Genomic DNA, 20183 nt, shown 5'->3' on the forward strand with positions numbered 1-20183 from the left:
AGCCTGGTCACTACACTGACAAAAAACAAGGTACTGACAAATTAGTCAGTAGAGGCGACGACGGGAGTGCATCGTGGCGGTGTCGAAGAAGGAAGTCGGTGAGTGCCCGATCGACGCCGCCCTGTCGGTGGTCGACGGCCGCTGGAAGGGCACCATTCTGTGGCGGCTCACGGACGGGCCGATGCGCACCGCCGAGCTCCGCCGCAGCATTCCCGGCATCACCGAGCGCATGCTCATCCGGCACCTGCACGAGCTCGTGGCCGACGGCATCATCGACCGGCACGACGCCGGCACGGTGCCGCCGTGCGTGCACTACTCGATCTCGGAGTACGGCAAGACCCTGGGCCCGGTGTTGTGGGCGCTGTGCGACTGGGGCCGAAAGCACATGGAGCGCAACGCTTCTCAGGTCCGCCACAACGCCGCGGCGCCGACGAGCCCGGCATCGCCGCCGAGTTCGGCGGGCACCACCCGCAGGCCGCGCAGGAAGCTCAATCCGGCGTAGCGCGGCAGCGCCGCCCGCAACGGGCCGAACAGCACCTCCCCCGCATTCGCCACGCCGCCGCCGATCACCACCAGGTCCAGGTCGCAGACGGCGGCCGCCGACGCGATGGCGACGGCGATCGCCTCGGCACCGCGCGAGAATGCCTGCACCGCAATCGGATTCCCGCGCCCGGCGGCCTCGGCGAGTGCCTTCGCATCGGCGTCCGGCGGGGCGTCCCAGCCGTGCTCGTGCGCCCACCGCGCCAGGTGCGGACCCGAGGCCACCGCCTCCACGCAGCCCTGACCGCCGCAGGCGCAGCGCGGTCCGTCGGGGTCGACGACGACGTGGCCGATGTGGCCGGCATTGCCGGTGCGGCCGAGGTACGGCGCACCGCCCTGCACCAGTCCGCCGCCGATACCGGTGGACACCACCATGCCGAGCAGGAACTGCGCCCCCTGCCCGGCCCCGCGCCAGTGCTCGCCCATGGCCAGGCAGACGACGTCGCCGGCCAGCCGCACCGGCAGGCCGGTGCGCTCGGTGAGGCGCTGAATCAACGGAAACCGGCGCCAGGCAACGACATTGAGCGGGCTGACCGTGCCCGCGACCACATCGATCGGACCGGCGCAGCCGACGCCCACGGCGCGCACCGGCCGCCCGGCAGCGGCGGCGAGAGCGTTCCCGATCAACACGTCGACCGTCGCCCACACCTGCTCGCTGTCGGCGTGCGGGGTGGGGAGCTGCTCGCGGTGCACGAGCGCGCCGTCGGGGTCGACGAGGGCCGCGGCGATCTTCGTGCCACCGATGTCGAGGGCGAGGGTCAGGTCGGACATCGTGCGCTTTCAGTGCCGGTGGACGTGGTCGGGCTGACGCGGGTCGCCGGGATGTTCGTAGCCGGGCGCCAGGTGCACCGACTCGGCTCGGCGGGCGTCGAGCCAGTGCCGGAAGGCCCGCCGGCGCGCCGAAGCCAGCAGGTACGCGGTGATCTGCGGCCGCACCTCATCCAGTGCGGGGGCGACGGTCGGCGCGGTGGACCAGCCACCGGGACCGGGTACCGGCGGCGCGAACCGCAGCGGGTTGCGCGCGTGGTAGCTCTCGACCTCCGCGTCGGGGATCCGCACCGCGGCGGTCACCCGAACGAACAGCGCCCGTGCCAGCGGCTGTTCGAGCGCGGCCGCGGCGATACTGCCGAGCTCCATGCGGGCTGCCGCGTCGGGCAGCAGGTCGGTTTCGGTGGGCGCGCCCGCGTCGCTGACCCCGAGTTCGCTTGCCGCCACGCGCACCACCTCGTCGGTGACGAGCAACTGGGCCAGCCAGCGCCGCAGCTGGCGGCCCTCACTGGTCCCGGGCGCCGGCAGCGACGAGGCCAATATGCTTGCCCGCAAACGTGTTTCGCGTTCGTCGAGTGCGGTGACGGGTATCTCCCGTCCAGCGACGGTGGCGATGCGGTTCATCGGACCCGCACCGATACCGCCGGTGTGTAGAGCACCCGGCCGGCCGCGGCGATCCGGATCAGCGCCCACCACTGTCCGGGCTCGACCCACGACGGTGGCGCGACGTCGAAGTCGAATGCGACGGTGCCACCGGCCGTCACATCGGCGCCGAGTACGGCCGGCCCCAACCATTCCCAGGTGCCCCACGGACTGATCAGGTGCGCCTCCAGGCTCAGCGGCGCACCCGCGGCCGAGCCGACAACGACGCTCAGGTCGCCGTGTTGCCCGGCGACGACGTCGACCGGTTGGGGTTCCTCGACCAGCCGCAGCAGCGGGGCGTCGCCGGGTTCGCCGACGGTGACGACACAGACGTCCTCGACCATCTGACGCCAGGCGGCCGGAACCTGATGGTGCTTGTCGCCGCCGGTCACCGCCAGCTCGACCCGCACCGGATACCGGCCGGCGGGGGCGTCGGCCGGAAGGTCCAGCTGCACTTTGGTTTCCAGATAGCCGCCGGGCGGCAGCACGAAGGGCAGTTCGTCCGGGGTGGCCGACCAGCCGTCGGGGCACAGCACGCGGACCCGGCCGTGGAGCGTGGCGTCGGTGCAGTCGCTGGCGGCGGTGACGCGCAACGGCACGGGCACGCCCGGTGCGCCGGCGGCTTCGGTGGGGTGCACATGAGCGACCGCGGGCAGTCCGCCCAACGGTGCGGGGCCGCGGTTGTGCAGCCAGTACCGGGCGTAAACCGGTTGGGCGACTTCGGCATCCGGCGCCAGGGTGGCGTGGTCGCCGTTGAGCACGTGCGGCAGGTCGAGTCGGGCCCGCACGGTGGCGATCTCGAAACCGTGCAGCCGCAGGTCTTTTCTGCCGGCGATCGGCTGTTCGAGCAGGTCGAGTCGTTCGACGTCTTCGAGGTGCCGGAGCCCCGAGGTGACGTCGACCTCGGTCGGCCGTCCCGAGGTCTGGACCAGGCGCAGGGTGATGCCCGCGCTCGGGTCGACGGGCGCGCTGCTGCCGGCCGCGATCGGGTTGCCGGTGGCCTTCAGCGCGGCCAGCGTCACCTCGGATGCGGGTTCGACGCCCAACAGTGAACCGGTACAGGGCAATCCGCCGGCCACCGCGGGATGGTCGGTGCGCACCGCGAGCAGGGGCTGGGAGTATTCGGCGCTGCGGCCCGGGATGCCCGCGGCGCGCCAGTCGCCGTCGCCGGCCGCGATGGCGTAGTCGAAGGTGTGGGTCCAGTGCTGGAGCTGGAAGTTCGACCCGTCGGGTGCGGTGCGGCGCGGCGGGTCGATCCAGGTGCCCGAGGGCCAGCCGGTGCACGACCGCAGCAACGAGGTGTGCAGGACGCCGTCCGGTTCGACGGCGAAACCCGGTACGCCGCGGTTCAGCACCGCCACACTGCGGGCCTCGAAGGGCCCGATGCCCGCCGCGGCGTCCTGCTCGACGGTGATCTCGGTGGTCGCGAGGGCGGCGATCAGCTCGTCGATGGCGCCGGGTCCGGCGACGATCAGCACCGGCAGAGCCCGCACCCCTGTCAGGTCGGCGCCGGGAATCCACCGCTGCACCAGGTCAGCGTCGGCGGGCACCCAGAGCCGCGCGTTCCCGGCCGTCAGGCGGTGCCGCAGTTCGGCGCCGTAGCGGGGCTCGGCTGCCGCCAATACCGCTGCGGTGAAAGCGTTCTCGTCGGGGCCGCCGAGTGCGATGCGGGCGTCGGGCAGGTTGGAGTCGACGGCGAGGTCGCCGTAGCGCGGCTTGCCGGCACTGCTGCAGGTGGCCGTCACCCCCGCGCGCACCAGCGCGACCATCAGGTCGCGGGTGGGCGACTGTGGGTCGGCGGCGTCCGGCGCGACGACCTCGGCGACCGACACCGCCCGCACGCTCTCGCCGTGCGCGTCGCGGACCCGGACCCGCACCGCCGAGGACAGCCCGAACCACCCGTAGGCGGGGTTGTCCAAGGTGTAGGGGTGCTCGGCGGTGTCGACCGCGTCGTGCGAATCCCGTTGGTGCAGTAGCCCGAAACCGCGGCCGATCACCGCGTCGCCGACCTCGCTGACCGGCATCGCACCCGGCACCGGGCAGGGCCAGCGCAGGCGCAACAGCTTGTCGGCGCCGGTGAACTCATCGACCACGGTGCGGCAGTCCACGCGGTCCACGCCGTGCCACAGCGTGATGGTCTGGGTGTACCGCAGCACGTCACCGATGCGCCCGGTGACCACCAACCGCTCCCCCAGCGCGCTGCGGTAGGCCTGTACCGACTCGGCGGCGCGCTCGGCGGAGCCCACCACCGGCCCCTTGGGCAACAGGTGCCAGGGCCCTTCGTGTTCGGTCGGATGCGCGGAATGCTCGTCGTAGACGGCGATCTCGTTGCCGACCCGGCCCGCGCCGATCAGCTCGACGCCCGCGCGCACCAGCGACGACACCGCGCCGCCGCGGTCGGGGTCGACCGTGCAGCGGTAGCGATCGTTGCCGATGCTGGTGCCGGACACCGGTTCCCAGGACGCGGGCGCCCACTCGGACTGCGTCGCGGCGTCGCTGAGCGTGTATCCCCGCCACCCGAGCGACGGCACGTCGTGGGCCGGCCACGTGACGGTGTGGCCGTCGTCTTCGATCAGGACCGGGACCGGCGTGCCGTCCACGTCGAGTACCGGCCCGTCCAGCGGTTCGTCGAGGTGGACGGTGACGATGTCGGTTCGGCTGTGCGCCAAGGGGTTCCACACCACGATGTCGCCGTCGACGGCCCGCGACAGCAGCGCCAACGCGTTGTCGCGGGCGGTCCGGCCGAGTTCCCAGGCGTCGCGCCAGCCGGTGAGCAGGTCGAGGTACACCTGGTCGGATTCGGAGCCGGTGATGGCGTCGTGGTGTGCGCCGTAGGCCAGTTGTACCCAGGCCTTGGCCAGGGCGGCTTGCGGATACGTGGCGCCGGTCAGCAGTCCGGCGAACACCGCGAACCGTTCGGCTTCCAGCACGACGTTCTCGGCGGCCCGGTTGGCCTGCTTGGTGTCGATGTACGACACGTCCTTACCGGTGTAGATCGGGTTCATGTCCCTGGTCTGCGGCGACGGCTGGGTGCCACCGGCCTCGAGTTCGGCCCGCACGGCGGCGAAGAACTCCCGCGGCAGCGCACACACGAAGCGGGGCCACGTGTAGCGGGCCGCCCAGTCGCGGTGAATCTCGGTCACCCACTTGTTCGGCGGGGTGTAGTCGGTGCCCACCGGCAGGAGCACATTGCGGGTCAGCGCAACCTTTTTCAGCTTGGCGAACGTGGCGTAGGTGGCGTCCTCGGCCTCTTGCAGCGACGCCGACGAGTCCATCCACCAGCCGGCGGCGTAATGCGCGGGCATGTAGTGGGTCAGCAGCCCGCGGCCCGACGGTGCGATCCAGTCGAATTCGCTCGCGAACTGCATGCGCTCGGGGTCGCCGTCGCGGTGCATCGGGCCCCACTGGTGATGCGGGCCGCGCGCCCATGAACTGGAGGTCAGGCCGGCGTCGGCGGCCATGCCCGGGAACTGCGGGTCGTGGCCGAACACGTCGAGCTGCCAGGCCGTCGCCGGGACGGCGCCCATCACGTCGCGCTGGAACCCGATGCCGTGCACGAAGTTCCGGATCGCGGTCTCGGGACTGGTCAGGTTGGTGTTCGGCTCGTTGTAGGTGCCGCCCATGATCTCGACGCGGCCCTCGGCGAGCAGCGCCCGCAGCTGGGCACGCTGCTCCGGGTGGGTATCCCAGTAGGGCTTGAGGTAGTCGACCTCGGCGAGCACGAACTTGTATTCGGGTTCGCGCCTTGCCATTTCGAGGTGCGCCGTGACCAGCTCGAAGCCGTTGGTCTGCCGGCACCGGCCGGGCGGGTCCTCGGTCCAGACGCTGGTGTAGGCGGCCTGGGTGTTCCACCACACCGGGTCGTAGTGGAAGTGGCTGATCATGTGCATGGTCCAGCCGGGCTCGGCGACGACGAAGTCGAACGGCGTCTGCTCGCCGCCGATCTCGAGGCGCGCGGCCCGCATCTGACCAGGCCGGCCGCCCTGGACGACCACGGGAATCTCCACGGCGCCGGTGCCGGGCTGCGCCACCGCCTGGCCACTGAGCCCGTCGCCGCCGACCCGGACCTCGGCGGCGTCGGCACAGTCGGTGTAGTCCAGCCGGACGATCTGCAGCGGCTCGTCGGCCGGGCCGACGAACAACTCGGTGGAAACTACCGCCGTCACCTGCAGGAGTCGTCCCGTCGACACCCCTGCACCATACGGCGCAGCGTCGCTACTCGGGAGGCATTGCGGCACGCAACCGGTCGGCGACCACCGCGGCCGCGGCGATCACCTCCGGCGGTTCGAGGACCTCGAACCGGTACCCCGGCATCGCCAGGTACAACACGATGCGCTCGGGATCGTCGCCGCCGGCCGTGACGATGCAGCGGTCCGGGCCGTCCGCCTCGATCTGCGCCGACGCCGCGGAAAACATCTGCGCCAGTTGACTTTCCGACGCCTCATAGCGAACCCGCGCGACGTACCGGTACGGCGACGCCGTGATGGCCTGACGCACGAACTCGGCGGGATCAGGCGCCGGGCGCGGCGCGAACGTCGTGCCCGCGGCTTTGACATCGACCATCCGGTCCAGCCGCAGAGTGCGCCAGTCCTGCTTGTCGCGGTCGTAGGCCAGCAGGTACCAGCGGCGCCCGGTGGTGACGAGTTGATAGGGCTCCAACCGCCGCTCGGTGCTGTTGCCCCGGATGTCGGTGTAGCCGAGCCTGACGTGTTCGTGGTCGCGGCAGGCGCGGGCCAGCGTCATCAGGTCGTCGGGCGAAACCGCTTCGACCGCACCGCCACCGGTCAGGGTCACCGTCGCGTCGTGCACGGCGGACACCTGGGACCGGAGCCGCGCCGGCATCACCTGGTCGAGTTTGGACAGTGCCCGCAGCGCCGACTCACCGACGCCCGCGACGCTGCCCCCGGCCGCGAGCCGCAGACAGACCGCCATCGCGACGGCCTCCTCGGGGTCGAGCAGCAGGGGCGGCAACGCGGCACCGGCGCCCAATTGATAGCCGCCGTCGCGGCCCTTACTGGCGTGCACCGGATAGCCGAGGTCACGCAGCCGTTCGATGTCGCGGCGCACACTGCGGCCGGTGACGCCGAGCCGGTCGGCCAGCTCCTGCCCCGTCCACACCCGACGCGCCTGCAGCAGCCCCAGCAGCTGCAGCACGCGACTCGTCGTTTCGGACATGAGAACACTCTGCCGCATTCATAGGACAGAAACAGTCCTAATTGAATGTCAGGCTCTTCATGTGACCGAAGAACGGACCGAAGAACTGGCCGACCAACTCGACTGGCATTGGCAACACCAGCTGCGTCCCCGGCTCGAGGGACTGACCGACGACGAATACTTCTGGGAGCCGGTGCCTGGGTGCTGGACACTGCACCCCGACGGATCCATCGACTTCAGCTACCCGCCACCGCAACCCGAACCGTTCACGACCATCGCCTGGCGGCTGGCGCACGTCATCGTCGGCGTCCTGGCCATGCGGAACCACTCGCATTTCGGCGGCCCACCGGCCGACTACCAGTCGTGGCCGTACGCCCGCGACGCACGCACCGCACTCGAGCAGCTCGACACCGCCTACGCGACCTGGATCACCGGGGTCCGCGGACTCGACGCCGCTGCCCTGGCCCGGCCGTGCGGACCCGCCGAGGGACCCTACGCTGACTTCTCAATGGCCACCCTCGTGCTGCACATCAATCGCGAAGTCATTCACCACGGAGCTGAAATCGCCTGCCTCCGTGACCTTTACACCCACACCCCGAAGGAGAACTGAACATGGCCGGACTGCCCGCACCCGCAGGCGACGAGCGTCAGACCCTCGTCAACTTCATCGCGTTCCAGCAGGACGCGTTCGCAGCCGTCGCCCACGGCCTCACCGACGAGCAGGCCCGCTCGACCCCATCGGTCAGCGCGTTGTCGATCGGCGGACTGATCAAGCACGTCACCGGCGTGCAGGCCGGCTGGGTCGCGCGTGCGGTCGCCGCGCCCGACTTCCCGCCGCGCGACACCCGGCCGATGGCCGAGCAGATGGCCGAACACCAGGATCAACTCACGATGCGCGACGACGAGAAGCTCGGCGACCTGCTCGACGCGTTGCGTACGCAGAACGCCCAGACGCTGCAGGCCTTCGCCGAACTCGACCTCGACACGCTGGTGCCGGTCCCGCACGAGGTGCCGTGGTTCCCCGCCGACGTCGACCACTGGACGGTGCGCTGGGTCGGCATGCACATCATCGAGGAGCTGTCGCGGCATGCCGGGCACGCCGACATCATCCGCGAATCCATCGACCGCGCGACCATGTACGAGCTGCTGGCCGCCGAGGAGGAGTGGCCGGAGACGGATTTCATCAAGCGCTGGCGGCCGGCCGCCCAGTAGGGCTCGAGATGGACGAAATGGCTGCTCCCACCCACGGTGGAGCAGCCATTTCGTCATTCTCGGCGCAGCACCAGCGACAGTGCCGCGTCGACCACCACATCCAGGTCCGAACCCAACGAACCGGACAGCCACTGTTGGGCCAGCTCCGCCATGGCCCCGGTGTACATGGCCGCACCGACGCGCGCGGCGACGGGATCCGAACCGGGGTGCAGCCGGCCGCCCTCGGCGAGGACGGCATCGAGCAGCAGGTCCTGCGTGACGGCGCGGCGCGCGGCCAGCACCGGGTTGGCGCGGGCCTCGGTGAACAGCACCCGGCCGCGCCGCGGATCGGCGGACCCGAAGCCCAGCACGGCGGCGATGCCGGCCCGGGTCCGGTCCCGCACCGAGTCGCCCGCGACGGCGATGGCGGCGTCGACCACCGTGGCCAGTTCGACGCTGACCTTGTCGTAGACGGCGCCCAGCAGATCGTCGATGCCGTCGAAGCTCTCGTAGAAGTAGCGGGTGTTGAGCCCGCACGCGCGGCACACCGACCGGACTGACAACGCCGATTCGCCGCCGGAGCCGAACAACTCGAATGCCGCGTCGACCAGTAACCCGCGCCGCTCGGCGCGGCGGTCGTCGAGCGGAACCCCCGCCCACCTGGTCGGTGTCGACATCCCTACAGCCTAGGTCTGGTCACACCCGTCACCAAATACTATTCTGGTTACGACCGTGACCAGAAGGGGTTGACGTGTACCTGCCGCACCAGTTCATCGAGCATCAGCTTCAGCACCGGTTCGACCAGACCATCCGGCGGAACTACTTCCGCGGCATGGAGTTCGCCGGCCCCGCCGGAGACCCGGGCTGGTTCGGCCCCGGCAGTGCCGTCTGGCACGTGCACTCCCACACCGAGGCCCTGGTCTTCGGCCTGCAGTGCGCCGCGTTCATCGAGCGCCTCGACCCGTCCATCTACTGGATGGGCATGCACCACTCGCGACTCGTCAAGCGCGACGAGAACGGCGAGGCCATTCCGGTGGTCGACCCGAAGGGCGCGGCCGTCCGGCTGGGCCACTCCATCGCGTTCTTCATCGGCACCGCGTACGGCAGTACCGAGACCGCCGAGAACCTGGCCCGGACCGTGCGCGCCATGCACCACACCATCAAAGGTGTCCGCCCGGACGGCGCGGCCTATGACGCCGACGACCCGGACTGGCTGCGCTGGAACTACGCGACGGTGGTGTGGGGCCTGGCGACGGCGCACGAGCTCTACCACCCGAACCCGTTGCGCGGCAAGAAACTTGACCGCTACTACGGCGAGTTCATCCGCGTCGGACATGCCCTCGGTGGCACCGACCTGCCCACCACCAAGGCCGAGACCCTGGACTGCCTGAAGTCCTATCTCCCCAAACTGGCGCTGACGCACGGCGCCGCCATGGCCACCGGCCCCAACCTGCCGATGCCGCAGAGCGCCGTCGACTGGGCCGTCCGGGACACCATGCCGAAGTGGGCCAAGCAGCTGCTCGGACATACCGACCCCAACCCGATCGAGCGTGCCGCCCGCCGGGCCGTGGTGTGGTCGATCATCAACGGCCTGCACGCCGCCGCCGGACCGTTCCCGGAATTCCGCCAGGCCACGGCGCGGGTGAAAGGCGGCGTCGACCCGGAGCTGGCGCCGCACACCGTCCCGGCGTACGTGCCCGGCAGCGACCCGGTCCGCAGCCGCGCCGACATCGAGAGCGTCTTCGTCTGATCCGCGCCGGCGAAACGGCGTGACGCGAGACACACCTTTTTGGCGGTACCCGGGGTTTTGAGACACTTCACCAATGAGTTCTCCGCGGAAGACACCGCACCGTGAAGGTGCCAGGCTGGACCGGGTGCCGCTGCCCGTCGAAGCCGCCCGCATCGGGGCCACCGGCTGGCAGCTCGCCCGGACCGGCGTACGCGTCGTCGGCAGCGCCTTTTCCAAGGGCAGCCTGCAGCAGAAGGTGATCAAGCAGGTCCCGAAGACGTTCTCCGATCTCGGGCCGACGTACGTCAAGCTCGGCCAGATCATCGCGTCGAGCCCCGGCGCCTTCGGCGAGCCATTGAGCCGCGAGTTCCGCAGCCTGCTCGACCGGGTCCCGCCGGCCGACAAGAACGAGGTGCACAAGCTGCTGCGCGAAGAACTCGGCGGCGACCCGGCCGACCTCTTCGCCAGCTTCGACGACGAGCCCTTCGCCTCCGCGTCCATCGCCCAGGTGCACTACGCGACGCTGCACTCCGGTGAAGAGGTCGTCGTCAAGATCCAGCGTCCAGGCATCCGCCGGCGGGTCGCTGCCGATCTGCAGATCCTCAAGCGCGGCGCGCAGCTCGCCGAACTGGCCAAGCTGGGCCAGCGCCTGTCGGCGCAGGACGTGGTCGCCGACTTCGCCGACAACCTCGCCGAGGAACTCGACTTCCGGCTCGAGGCGCAGTCCATGGACGCCTGGGTGGCGCACATGCACGCCTCGCCGCTGGGCCAGAACATCCGGGTGGCCCAGGTCTACTGGGACCTGACCAGCGAGCGCGTGCTGACCATGGAACGCGTCGAGGGCATCCGGATCGACGACGCCGCCGCCATCCGCAAGGCCGGGTTCGACGGCGAGGAGCTGGTGAAGGCCCTGCTGTTCAGCGTGTTCGAGGGCGGCCTCAAGCACGGCCTGTTCCACGGCGACCTGCACGCCGGCAACCTCCACGTCGACAAGGACGGCAAGATCGTCTTCTTCGACTTCGGCATCATGGGCCGCATCGACCCGCGGACCCGGTGGCTGCTGCGCGAACTCGTGTACGCCCTGCTGGTCTCGAAAGACCACGCCGCCGCCGGCCGGATCGTCGTCATGATGGGCGCCGTCGGCACCGTCAAACCGGAGGGCCAGGCCGCCAAGGACCTGGAGGCCTTCGCCACGCCGCTGACCATGAAGTCGCTGGGCGACATGTCATACGCCGAGATCGGCAAGCAACTGTCCGCGCTCGCCGACGCATACGACGTCAAGCTGCCGCGCGAGCTGGTCCTGATCGGCAAGCAGTTCCTGTACGTCGAGCGCTACATGAAGCTGCTGGCGCCGCGGTGGCAGATGATGAGCGACCCCCAGCTGAAGGGCTACTTCGCCAATTTCATGGTGGACATCAGCCGCGACCACAAGAACGCCGACGGGCAATCCGAGGGGTAGGCCCTGGAGGCCGAATCCGACCATCGAACAGCACCCGCTGAGATACGAGTAGATATTGCAGCCCGAACGAGACACCACCCCCGAGGTCCGCACCGGATTCGCCCGCTCGGGCGACCTGGAGATCGCCTACGAGGACATGGGCAATCCGGACGATCCGGCGGTGCTGCTCATCATGGGCCTGGGGGCGCAGCTGCTGTTGTGGCGAAAAGGCTTCTGCGACAAGCTCATCGAGAAGGGTTACCGCGTCATCCGGTTCGACAACCGCGACGTGGGCCTGTCCACCAAGATCGAGGGCAGGCACGCCGGTTCGGCGCTGCTGCCCCGGATGTTGCGGTCGTACGCCGGCCTGCGCAGCGACGCGGTCTACACGCTGGAGGACATGGCCGACGACGCCGCGGCACTGCTGGATCACCTGGAGATCGAGCAGGCACACATCGTCGGCGGCTCGATGGGCGGCATGATCGCGCAGGTCTTCGCGGCCCGCTACCAGCACCGGACCAAGACGCTCGGCGTCATCTTCTCCAGTAACAACCAGCCGCTGTTGCCGCCGCCCGGCCCGAAGCAGCTCAAGGCCATCACGACGCGGCCGCAGGACACGTCGCGCGCCGGCGTCATCGCCAACGCGGTCAACGTCGGCCGCATCATCGGCAGCCCCGGCTACCCGACGCCGCTCGACCAGGCCGAGGCCGACGCCGCCGAAAGCTACGACCGCTCGTACTACCCCGTCGGCGTCGCGCGCCACTTCGGGGCCATCTTGGGCAGCGGCAGCCTGCGGCACTACGACGAGATGATCACCGTCCCGACGGTCGTCATCCATGGTCGGGCCGATAAACTGATGCGACCGAGCGGTGGTCGAGCAGTGGCCAAAGCAATCCGGCGCGCTCGGTTGGTGTTGTTCGACGGCATGGGTCATGACCTGCCCGAGCCCCTCTGGGACGACATCGCCGGTGAACTGGCCACCACATTTGCCGAAATCCCATAGACGTATCAGTCCGGTCACAGCCGCCGCCACGCTGGGGGAATGAACGCGGCTACCGGCCTCAAGGCGGTTACGTTTGCTGTCTCGACTGACCGTGACGGCGCGTTACACCAACGTCAAGGAATCGGCCGGAGGCCAGGTATTGTGCGGGCACGATTGTGATTTAGTGACCGGCATCACCACCCAGTGAGGAAGGTCAAGTTAGGTGTTACAGATGATTCAGGAGTCCGCAGAGGCCAAAGACATGCGGCCGCATTTCGAGGACATCCAGGCGCACTACGACCTGTCCGACGATTTCTTTGGGCTGTTCCAGGACAACTCCCGCAAGTACAGCTGCGCCTACTTCACCGGACCGTTCGTCTCGATGGAGGAGGCCCAGCTCGCCAACGTCGACCAGCACCTCGAACAGCTTGACCTCAAGCCCGGGATGACGCTGCTGGAGATCGGCTGCGGCTGGGGTCTGACGATGCAGCGCGCCATGGAGAAGTACGACGTCAATGTCATCGGCCTGACGTTGAGCAAGAACCAGCAGGCGTTCTGCACGGAGCTGCTCGGCAACACCGCGTCGGACCGCTCGCACCGCGTGCTGCTGAAGGGCTGGGAAGAGTTCCACGAGCCGGTGGACCGCATCGTGTCGATCGAGGCCTTCGAGCACTTCGGCTTCGAGCGCTACGACGACTTCTTCAAGAACTGCTACGAGATCATGCCCGCCGACGGCCGCATGACCATCCAGAGCAGCGTGAGCTACCACCCGATGGACATGGCCGCGCGCGGCAAGAAGCTGACGTTCGAGATGGCCCGGTTCATCAAGTTCATGGCGACCGACATCTTCCCCGGCGGCCGGCTGCCCAGCACCCAGATGATGGTGGATCACGGCGAGAAGGCCGGCTTCAACGTCCCCGAGCCGCTGTCGCTGCGCAACCACTACATCAAGACGCTCGGCGTGTGGGCCGCCAACCTGGAGCACGCCAAGGACAAGGCCATCGAGATCGCGGGCCAGGAGAACTACGACCGGTACATGAAGTATCTGACCGGCTGCCAGTTCTACTTCCTGGACGAGTGCCTCGACGTCAGCCTGGTCACCTACACCAAGCAAAAGGAAGCCGCGTAGGCATTTTCGACGAGTAGCGCCCCCGACCCGAGGTCGGGGGCGCTACTCGTTTTCGGGATCAGCTGCCGGATGCCGACGATTTCGCGCTCGCGTCACGGTGCCGGTGCGAACGCTTGTCGACGGGTGGGGGCGTGTCCGACGCCCCAGCGTCTGACTGGTCCGGCTTCGTGGCCTTGTCGGACGTGTTGGCCTTGTCCGACGTGGTGGCCTTGCCGCGCGTGCCCTTCGAGGGTGACGTCGATCCGTCATCCTTGCGGGGCTTGCCCGACGTCTTGCCGGCCGGGTCAGCCGCGGCGGCGTCCGATGCCTTGCCGTCCGCAGCGGTACCCGACGCCCCGGTGGCGTCTGACACCGTCGACGCGGTTGACCCGGCGTCCGCGCCGGTCCCCTTGGCGCGCTTCTTCACCTTGGTTGCCGTCGCTGTGGTTTCCGTGGATTCGGCCGTCCCGGATTCCGCGGTGGCCGGGGCGGCCGCGGCCGAAGTCGCAACGGATGCCGTGGCGGCGGTGGCCGTGGCGGTTGCCTTTGCGGCCAACGGCGTGGAGGTCGGCAGGACTCCGCTGAGGTGCGAGCTGACCGCCGTGACCCAGGCGTTGATGGCCTTGCCCAACTGCTGGAACTCGCCCTGGATCGCCAGGCTGATCGAATTCAGCAGGCTCGCCAGTGACTGGGCTATCGCCGTGACACCGGAGACGATGCCACCGACCGTCGAGCCGACACCTCCGGCCGCGCTGGTGGCGTACTCCTTGATGGCCGCCGCGATGACGGCGACGGCGAGCTTCGGGGTCCAGTCGGCGTTGTAGATGCCGTAGCCGTCGGCACCGGCGACGCCGTCCTGCGCGGTGTAGATGAACACCGGCCCGGCATAGGCGAGGGTCTGCCAGGTGTCGAGCAGGTTCTTGATCAGGTCGGCCTGGGTCTGCTCGCTGACGTCGTTGGTCGATGCACCGAACTCGCTGATCCAGATCTTGAGGTTGCCGTCGCCGTACTGCTGCAGCAGCTGATAGATCGCATTCAGTTGCGTCAGTGGGGAATTCGCGACACCGGCGCCCGACGAGAAGGGCAGCGACTCCTGATACGGATGGAACGACAACGCGTCGAAGTAGCCGGACGCGCCGGCCGCCAGCATCTCCTTGACGAACGTCACCGGATCGAGCGTGATGCTGCCGAAGCTGATGACGCTGCCGAGCGCGCCGGCGACCACGGTGGCGGTCGGGTCGACCGCCTTGATCGCCGGGTAGGCCGCCTTGAGCAGCGCCGCGTAGGCAGTGGCGTCGATGGGATCCGACGACAACACGTAATTCGGCTCGTTCCAGATCTCGTACGCCGAGATGGTCGAGCCGTAGCGCTTGGCCACCTCGGCCGCGAACGCCGCGTACGTGGCCGGGTCCGGCGTGCCGGCACCTGTGATGGACGTCGAGGAGCCCGCCCATGTCGGCGTGCTGGCGATCTCCACCATGACGCCCATGTTCCGGTCGGCCGCGGCCTGCATGACCATGTCCATGTAGGACCAGTTGTAGGTGCCCTGCGCAGGTTCGACGAAGATCCACGGCACGAAGACCCGGATGTCCTGGACCCCGATGGACTGCAGGGTGTCGAGTGTCTGGTCGATCTGCGCCTGGGTCTGTCCGTACAGCCCCGAGTCGGCGATCCCGATGGTCGACGGCGCAGACACGATTTCGGCGGTGTTCTCGATCTGGGCGGTCAGATTCGCCGGCCCACTCGACGGCGCGTACGCGCAGATCAGTGCGATCGGGAGCATCGCGACAATGCCGCGAAACACACAGGCACGGACCAATCCACGCAGCGACCAATACATGCCGTCCTCCTCACCCCGAACGACCGGCCAGCGAATTGTTACGAGGCCGTCGATGAATGGCGGAGACATTACCGCCAGTGGCGGCAACAAATCTGCAGAACCGTTGGAGAAAGAAACATACCTATGGTCAATAACCAGGTAGAACGCCGTTGTCTATTCACAGCCCACTGATAGACTCCTGACAGAATTTTCCAATAATTTGATGCATTCGCGTTGCATAGCACACTTAATTACCGTACTCAGCAAATACGAATTATCGTTGCCAAAGTCACCGGGACGAGGCAGAACATACGTCCGGTACATTTTCGGAACAGCTCGACGCGAGCCGGCACGGCCAACACGAGAAGTGCGGAGGCAAATCATCGCGATGTGGCATTCAGTTCTGACATACGCCGGTGCCATCACGCTGTGCGCAGCGGTGGCCGGCCTCGCGGTGCGGTGGGTTCCCATCGTCAACCGCACACTGTTGGCACTGGCCGCCGGCGCCCCGTATGCGCTCATCGGCGCCCCCGTGGCCGCCATCCTGTTCGGCGCCGCAGGAAACTGGCCGCTGGCAGCGGTCGCGGTCGGCACCACCGTCGTCGCGGCCGTCATACAACTGCCCCTGTTCCGCCGCGCGAAGGCGCCGTCGGGGACGGCCCTGCGGTTCCTGTCGGCCAATCTGCGCTACGGGCGGGCCGACGCCGAAGCCGTCGTCCGGTACGCCGAGGAGAGCGCGGATATCGTTGCGCTGCAAGAACTCACGCCCGCGGCGCTGGCACGGCTGGAGGCGGCCGGGCTCGACCGGCTGTTCCCGCACCGGGCGCTGCGCGAGATGGACGAACCCGGTGGCGTCGGCCTCTGGAGCCGTCACCCGATCAGTGACATCCGCATCGACGACGGCTTCTGGCTGGGAATGCTGGCCGCCGACGTCCACCTGCCCGAGGCACCCGCCCCCACCCGCGTGCTGACGGTGCACCTGTCCGCGCCCTGGCCCGACCCGCTACAGGGGTGGCGCGACGACCTGGCGCGACTGGCGGGCACGTTGCTGACGGCTGCCCGGGCAAGCACGGGCCCCGTGCTGCTGGCCGGTGACCTGAACGCGACTCCGGACATGCGGGAATTCCGCCGGCTGCTGCGGCAGGGTTATCAGGACGCCGGCGCACAGGCCGGCGCCGGGGTGGTGCGCACGCATCCGTCCGACATCGTCGCGCCACCGGTCTTCGCGGTCGACCACATCCTCACGCGCGGCTACGTGGCCACGTCGCTGCGGACGCTGCAGGTACCCGGTTCCGACCACCGGGCCCTGCTGGCGCAGTTGGTCGCCGGTTGACTCAGTTCACCGGCACGTCGAGGATCGGGCGCGGCTCGGATGCGCCAGGCCCGTTGAAGTGCCACCACTCCCCCGGGTACACAGTCAGCCCACCGGCGACCATCGCGTCGCGCAGTCGCGCGCGGTTGGCCTGCTGTGCCGGGGTGACGCCCGTCGTCGCGTAGGCCGTCGCGCGCGGCGTGAAGTCATCGAAATCGGTACCCATGTCGACGCCGGTGATGGTGACGTCCACCGACCGACCGGACTCGTGGCTGCGTGCGAACTGGCTGGGTTTGGCGACCCAGTTCGGGTCCGGCACGGCCTGGAACATCCGGACCTGCACGTCATGCGGGCGGTAGCAGTCCCAGAACGTCAGTACCTCGCCGTGCGCGCGCAGAATCCGGGCGGCGGTGGCCAGCCCCGGTGCCATGGACTCGTGGATCAGGCACCGGGCATCGGCGGGATACAGCGGGACACCGACGAAGTTGTTCGGGGTGGCGTAGCGCAGGTCGATCACCGCATCGGGGACGACGGTCCGGACGTCGATCAGTCCGGCCGCGGCGGCCTGCGGTGACACCGGCGGCGGGGCGGGCTGTGGTGCTGCCGAGGCCGCGCCGAGGTCCGGCCCGAAGTTCCCGACCGACAGCAGCGCGCCCAAGGCGACGAGTGTTCGCACGAACATGTGTCGAGGTTGCCAGATCCCGGCACCGGACAACCACGGGATCACCGGATGTCGCGGTGTGCCAACGCGGTCGGCGCGCTCAGCGGCTGGGCGACGCCGGCTTCCTGGTGTTCTTGGTGCCGGCCCGCTTGCTCTTCGTCGGCCCGGGCTTGTCGCACTGATCATCCGCGGCCTGCGGTGTGGCCAACCGATCCATCCACATCCGCAGCGTGGTGACCAGCAGCGCCGCACTCTGGTCGGCGTCGGCCATCCCGATCGCCTGAGATATCGCCAATCCGCTTCCGGTCGCCACGATGGCGTCGATCGCCTCGTCCAACCGCGGGTCGGCGGCCTCCACGCCCTCGGGTATCAGGTCCTCGACCATCACCCGGACCGACTCCCGGAACCGGTCGATGGTTTCCCTCGTCCCCGCGGTCTGCTCCGGGTCTCCCAAGGTGCTCAACAGGTACTCCGAACCGAGCACCGTGAGCGGGATGTCCGTGGACAACCGGGACCACCAGGTCGCCAGCGCCCCGAACCTGTCGTCCATCGAATCAGATTCGCCGACAAGCATTTCCAGCAGTTTGGTGGTTTCCGCGAGGTACCTCGTGCGGAGGACTTCGAGGCACAGCGCCTCTTTGCCCGCGAAGTTGCTGTAGACAGCGCCGATGGTGCGCCCGGCGTCGGCCGCGATGGCTGCGATGGAGGTGCCGTGATAGCCGTTCGCATAGAAGAGCCGCGCCGCCGAATCGAGCACATCCTGGCGCGTCTGCGCCTGACTCTCTGCGCGTGTCAACACTTTCCGAGCCGCCACAGTGTCCTCCGCAGGTCCGCCCACCGGTCGCCGACGAGAGGCCAGACTACCGCCTCGGCGCGCTCCAAATTTGATATTGCCCCCATATTCAAATAGGGCTACTATCCGAAATGTGACATCGGCTCCACGGCAAGCAGCCCGACGGCGGCGCCCTGGCGATGCCCGCGATGAGCACGGCGTAGGCCCGGCGACGCATTCCCGCCTACCGAAACTGATTACCGCTCAACTCTTTTCATGAGATCGACCCGAGGAGTCGAAATGACCGATACACACAGCTCGCCCAGCGCCACCGACGGATGTCGGCCATGACGGTGGCAGTGGTGACGGGTGCCGGCAGCGGCATCGGACGTGCGACGGCCGTGCGGTTCGCCCGCAACGGCTCCGAGGTCGTCGTGGCCGACATCAACGAGCAGACCGGCAAGGAAACGGTCGACCTCATCCAGGAGTCGGGTGGCCGCGCGGTGTTCCGGCGCCTCGACGTCGCCGACCTCACAGACTGGGAGGATTTCACCGACCGGGTGTGCGCCGAACACGGCGTGCCCGACGTCGTCGTCAACAACGCCGGCATCCTCATCGGTGGCGGGTTCCTGGAGCAGTCCAACGCGGACTGGCGGCGGATGATCCAGATCAACATGATGAGCCCCCTGGTGGGATCCCGGTTGTTCGTGCAACGCATGACCGACGCCGGGGTGCGCGGCCACATCGTCAACGTGTGTTCGGTCGGCGCCTTCATGCCGACGCCCATCGCCCCCTCGTATGTGGTCGCCAAGGCCGGTGCGTGGTTCGGCACCCAGGCGCTACGTGCGGAGTTCGGCGACAAGGGCATCGGCGTCAGCGCGATCTGCCCAGGGCTGATCCGGACCAGCCTGGCCGCCAACGGGACTCGCGGCGGAGTCGACGACAGCGACAGTTCGGACTGGGCGGCCAAGCTCGCCGCCGGCCACCGTTACATCGGCCGGTCCCCCGACCGGGTGGCCGCCGCGATCGAACGCGCGGTGCGCTGGAATCTCTCGACGGTCCCTGTCGGCGTCGAGGCCTGGGCCGGCTGGTACCTGTACCGGCTGTCGCCGAGTGCCGCTCGCGGTCTCTACGGCCTGTTCACTATGTCGATCGCCGACAAGGCAGTCGCCCTGTCGGGCAGGCTGTTCGGAGGGAAGCGATGAAGAACGTCATCGTCACCGGCGCGGGTGCCGGTATCGGGCGTGAGACGGCAAAGCTGTTCGCCGCCAAAGGCGGTCGGGTCATCGTCGCCGACATCGACATGCCGGCCGCGAAGGAGACGGCCGAACAGATCGTCGGCGCAGGCGGCCAAGCCGTCGCCTACCGGCTGGACGTGGCTGCCGAAGACGAGTGGGAGGCCTTCGGCGAGTGGATGTTTGCCCACTTCGGTGCACCCCACGTGCTGATCAACAACGCCGGCGTCATGGACCTCGGCGGGTTCGTGGAGATGAGCGCCGAGCAGTGGCAGCGTGAGATCGACATCAACCTGATGAGCGTCATCTACGGGTCACGGGTCTTCGCGCAACAGATGATCGACGACGGGATTCCCGGCCACATCGTCAATCTGTCGTCGGCGGCCGCGTACTTTCCATCGGGGCTCGAGCCCGCGTACGGCGTCGCGAAGTCGGCCGTCCTGATGGCCTCGCAGGCGCTACGAGTGGAGTTGCGCGGCAAAGGGATCGGCGTCACCGCGATCTGCCCGGGCGCCATCCGGACCAACCTGCTCGCCAACGGCCAACGGGCCGGACTCACCGCGGAGCAGCAGGCGGCGTGGCGCGAGAGCGCGGGCGGTATGCAGCGATATGCCTACACCTCACCGCTGAAGGTGGCCCGGGCGATCGAACGGGCCGTGCGGTGGAATTCGGCCGTCGTACCGGTCGCACCGGAATCTTGGCTGCTGTACGGGCTGTTCCGGTTCTCCCCCAGCCTCACGCGCGCAGTTCTCGCGCGCGCGTCCTTCGACCGCATCGAATCCGTGATCCCGGTCGCCGGCAAGGCACTCGCCCGGCTGACCGGGAAATAGGA

At 68.8% G+C, this 20183-nt stretch carries 18 protein-coding genes; 10 read left to right on the forward strand and 8 right to left on the reverse strand.

Annotation, left to right across the window (positions count from 1 at the left end; genetic code table 11):
- Positions 1 to 73: 73 nt before the first annotated feature.
- Entirely contained in the window at positions 74 to 502 is a 429-nt protein-coding gene (locus ACJH6I_RS07410; RefSeq protein WP_318985749.1) for a helix-turn-helix domain-containing protein, read from the forward strand.
- Here the strand turns inward: ACJH6I_RS07410 and ACJH6I_RS07415 are convergent.
- Genes ACJH6I_RS07415 through ACJH6I_RS07430 form a run of 4 tightly spaced genes read right to left on the reverse strand, consistent with a single transcriptional unit; the run spans position 403 to position 7125 of the window.
- A complete protein-coding gene (locus tag ACJH6I_RS07415) occupies positions 403 to 1311 on the reverse strand; it encodes an ROK family protein (RefSeq protein ID WP_318985748.1) in 909 nt (302 codons plus the stop codon). The two genes, ACJH6I_RS07410 and ACJH6I_RS07415, sit on opposite strands and share 100 nt — an antisense overlap.
- A 9-nt stretch (positions 1312 to 1320) precedes the next feature.
- The gene (locus ACJH6I_RS07420; RefSeq protein WP_318985747.1) at positions 1321 to 1932 is read right to left on the reverse strand and encodes a malonyl CoA-ACP transacylase; all 612 of its coding nucleotides are present in this window, start codon (positions 1930 to 1932) and stop codon (positions 1321 to 1323) included.
- Positions 1929 to 6122: an NEW3 domain-containing protein gene (locus ACJH6I_RS07425; protein ID WP_318985774.1), complete on the reverse strand. Its 4194-nt coding sequence runs from the start codon at positions 6120 to 6122 to the stop codon at positions 1929 to 1931. The genes ACJH6I_RS07420 and ACJH6I_RS07425 overlap by 4 nt, the downstream gene beginning before the upstream one ends.
- A 43-nt stretch (positions 6123 to 6165) precedes the next feature.
- Positions 6166 to 7125, reverse strand: coding sequence for a YafY family protein (locus tag ACJH6I_RS07430; RefSeq protein ID WP_212806946.1), 960 nt, complete (start codon positions 7123 to 7125; stop codon positions 6166 to 6168).
- A gap of 61 nt (positions 7126 to 7186) precedes the next feature.
- Here ACJH6I_RS07430 and ACJH6I_RS07435 point away from each other — a divergent pair, with 61 nt between their 5' ends.
- The gene (locus tag ACJH6I_RS07435; protein WP_318985746.1) at positions 7187 to 7714 is read left to right on the forward strand and encodes a DinB family protein; all 528 of its coding nucleotides are present in this window, start codon (positions 7187 to 7189) and stop codon (positions 7712 to 7714) included.
- Between the two features lie 2 nt (positions 7715 to 7716).
- Positions 7717 to 8316 carry a DinB family protein gene (locus ACJH6I_RS07440; RefSeq protein ID WP_318985745.1) on the forward strand — a complete coding sequence of 200 codons (600 nt, stop codon included), beginning with the start codon at positions 7717 to 7719 and terminating at the stop codon, positions 8314 to 8316.
- 53 nt (positions 8317 to 8369) lie between these two features.
- Here ACJH6I_RS07440 and ACJH6I_RS07445 read toward each other — a convergent pair whose 3' ends face one another.
- On the reverse strand, positions 8370 to 8972 hold the full coding sequence (locus ACJH6I_RS07445; RefSeq protein ID WP_318985744.1) for a TetR/AcrR family transcriptional regulator: 603 nt from the start codon (positions 8970 to 8972) through the stop codon (positions 8370 to 8372).
- A 74-nt stretch (positions 8973 to 9046) separates the two neighbouring features.
- Here ACJH6I_RS07445 and ACJH6I_RS07450 point away from each other — a divergent pair, with 74 nt between their 5' ends.
- The 4 genes from ACJH6I_RS07450 to ACJH6I_RS07465 all read left to right on the forward strand — a co-directional run bounded on the left by ACJH6I_RS07450 (position 9047) and on the right by ACJH6I_RS07465 (position 13573).
- Positions 9047 to 10045, forward strand: a complete 999-nt coding sequence (locus ACJH6I_RS07450) for an oxygenase MpaB family protein (RefSeq protein WP_318985743.1) — start codon at positions 9047 to 9049, stop codon at positions 10043 to 10045.
- A gap of 73 nt (positions 10046 to 10118) precedes the next feature.
- Positions 10119 to 11483, forward strand: a complete 1365-nt coding sequence (locus ACJH6I_RS07455; RefSeq protein WP_318985742.1) for an AarF/ABC1/UbiB kinase family protein — start codon at positions 10119 to 10121, stop codon at positions 11481 to 11483.
- Between the two features lie 136 nt (positions 11484 to 11619).
- Positions 11620 to 12465: an alpha/beta hydrolase gene (locus tag ACJH6I_RS07460; RefSeq protein ID WP_318985773.1), complete on the forward strand. Its 846-nt coding sequence runs from the start codon at positions 11620 to 11622 to the stop codon at positions 12463 to 12465.
- 211 nt (positions 12466 to 12676) lie between these two features.
- On the forward strand, positions 12677 to 13573 hold the full coding sequence (locus ACJH6I_RS07465; RefSeq protein WP_318985741.1) for a cyclopropane mycolic acid synthase family methyltransferase: 897 nt from the start codon (positions 12677 to 12679) through the stop codon (positions 13571 to 13573).
- 58 nt (positions 13574 to 13631) lie between these two features.
- Here ACJH6I_RS07465 and ACJH6I_RS07470 read toward each other — a convergent pair whose 3' ends face one another.
- Positions 13632 to 15335, reverse strand: coding sequence for a cellulase family glycosylhydrolase (locus ACJH6I_RS07470; protein ID WP_406783894.1), 1704 nt, complete (start codon positions 15333 to 15335; stop codon positions 13632 to 13634).
- Between the two features lie 424 nt (positions 15336 to 15759).
- On the opposite strand from ACJH6I_RS07470, the gene ACJH6I_RS07475 reads away from it, so the two are divergent.
- A complete protein-coding gene (locus ACJH6I_RS07475) occupies positions 15760 to 16704 on the forward strand; it encodes an endonuclease/exonuclease/phosphatase family protein (protein WP_318985739.1) in 945 nt (314 codons plus the stop codon).
- Between the two features lies 1 nt (position 16705).
- Here the strand turns inward: ACJH6I_RS07475 and ACJH6I_RS07480 are convergent, their stop codons facing one another.
- Both ACJH6I_RS07480 and ACJH6I_RS07485 read right to left on the reverse strand, forming a co-directional pair.
- Positions 16706 to 17365 carry a M15 family metallopeptidase gene (locus tag ACJH6I_RS07480; RefSeq protein ID WP_318985738.1) on the reverse strand — a complete coding sequence of 220 codons (660 nt, stop codon included), beginning with the start codon at positions 17363 to 17365 and terminating at the stop codon, positions 16706 to 16708.
- A 79-nt stretch (positions 17366 to 17444) separates the two neighbouring features.
- A complete protein-coding gene (locus ACJH6I_RS07485) occupies positions 17445 to 18143 on the reverse strand; it encodes a TetR/AcrR family transcriptional regulator (RefSeq protein WP_318985737.1) in 699 nt (232 codons plus the stop codon).
- A gap of 320 nt (positions 18144 to 18463) precedes the next feature.
- Here ACJH6I_RS07485 and ACJH6I_RS07490 point away from each other — a divergent pair, with 320 nt between their 5' ends.
- Both ACJH6I_RS07490 and ACJH6I_RS07495 read left to right on the forward strand, forming a co-directional pair.
- Positions 18464 to 19321 (forward strand): SDR family NAD(P)-dependent oxidoreductase, encoded by an 858-nt coding sequence (locus ACJH6I_RS07490; RefSeq protein WP_318985736.1) that lies wholly within the window; start codon positions 18464 to 18466, stop codon positions 19319 to 19321.
- Positions 19318 to 20181, forward strand: coding sequence for an SDR family NAD(P)-dependent oxidoreductase (locus tag ACJH6I_RS07495; protein ID WP_318985735.1), 864 nt, complete (start codon positions 19318 to 19320; stop codon positions 20179 to 20181). Before ACJH6I_RS07490 ends, ACJH6I_RS07495 begins: the two co-directional genes overlap by 4 nt.
- The last annotated feature ends 2 nt before the right edge of the window (positions 20182 to 20183 follow it).

The organism is Mycobacterium sp. SMC-13 (assembly GCF_045311035.1).
Taxonomy (GTDB): Bacteria; Actinomycetota; Actinomycetes; order Mycobacteriales; family Mycobacteriaceae; genus Mycobacterium.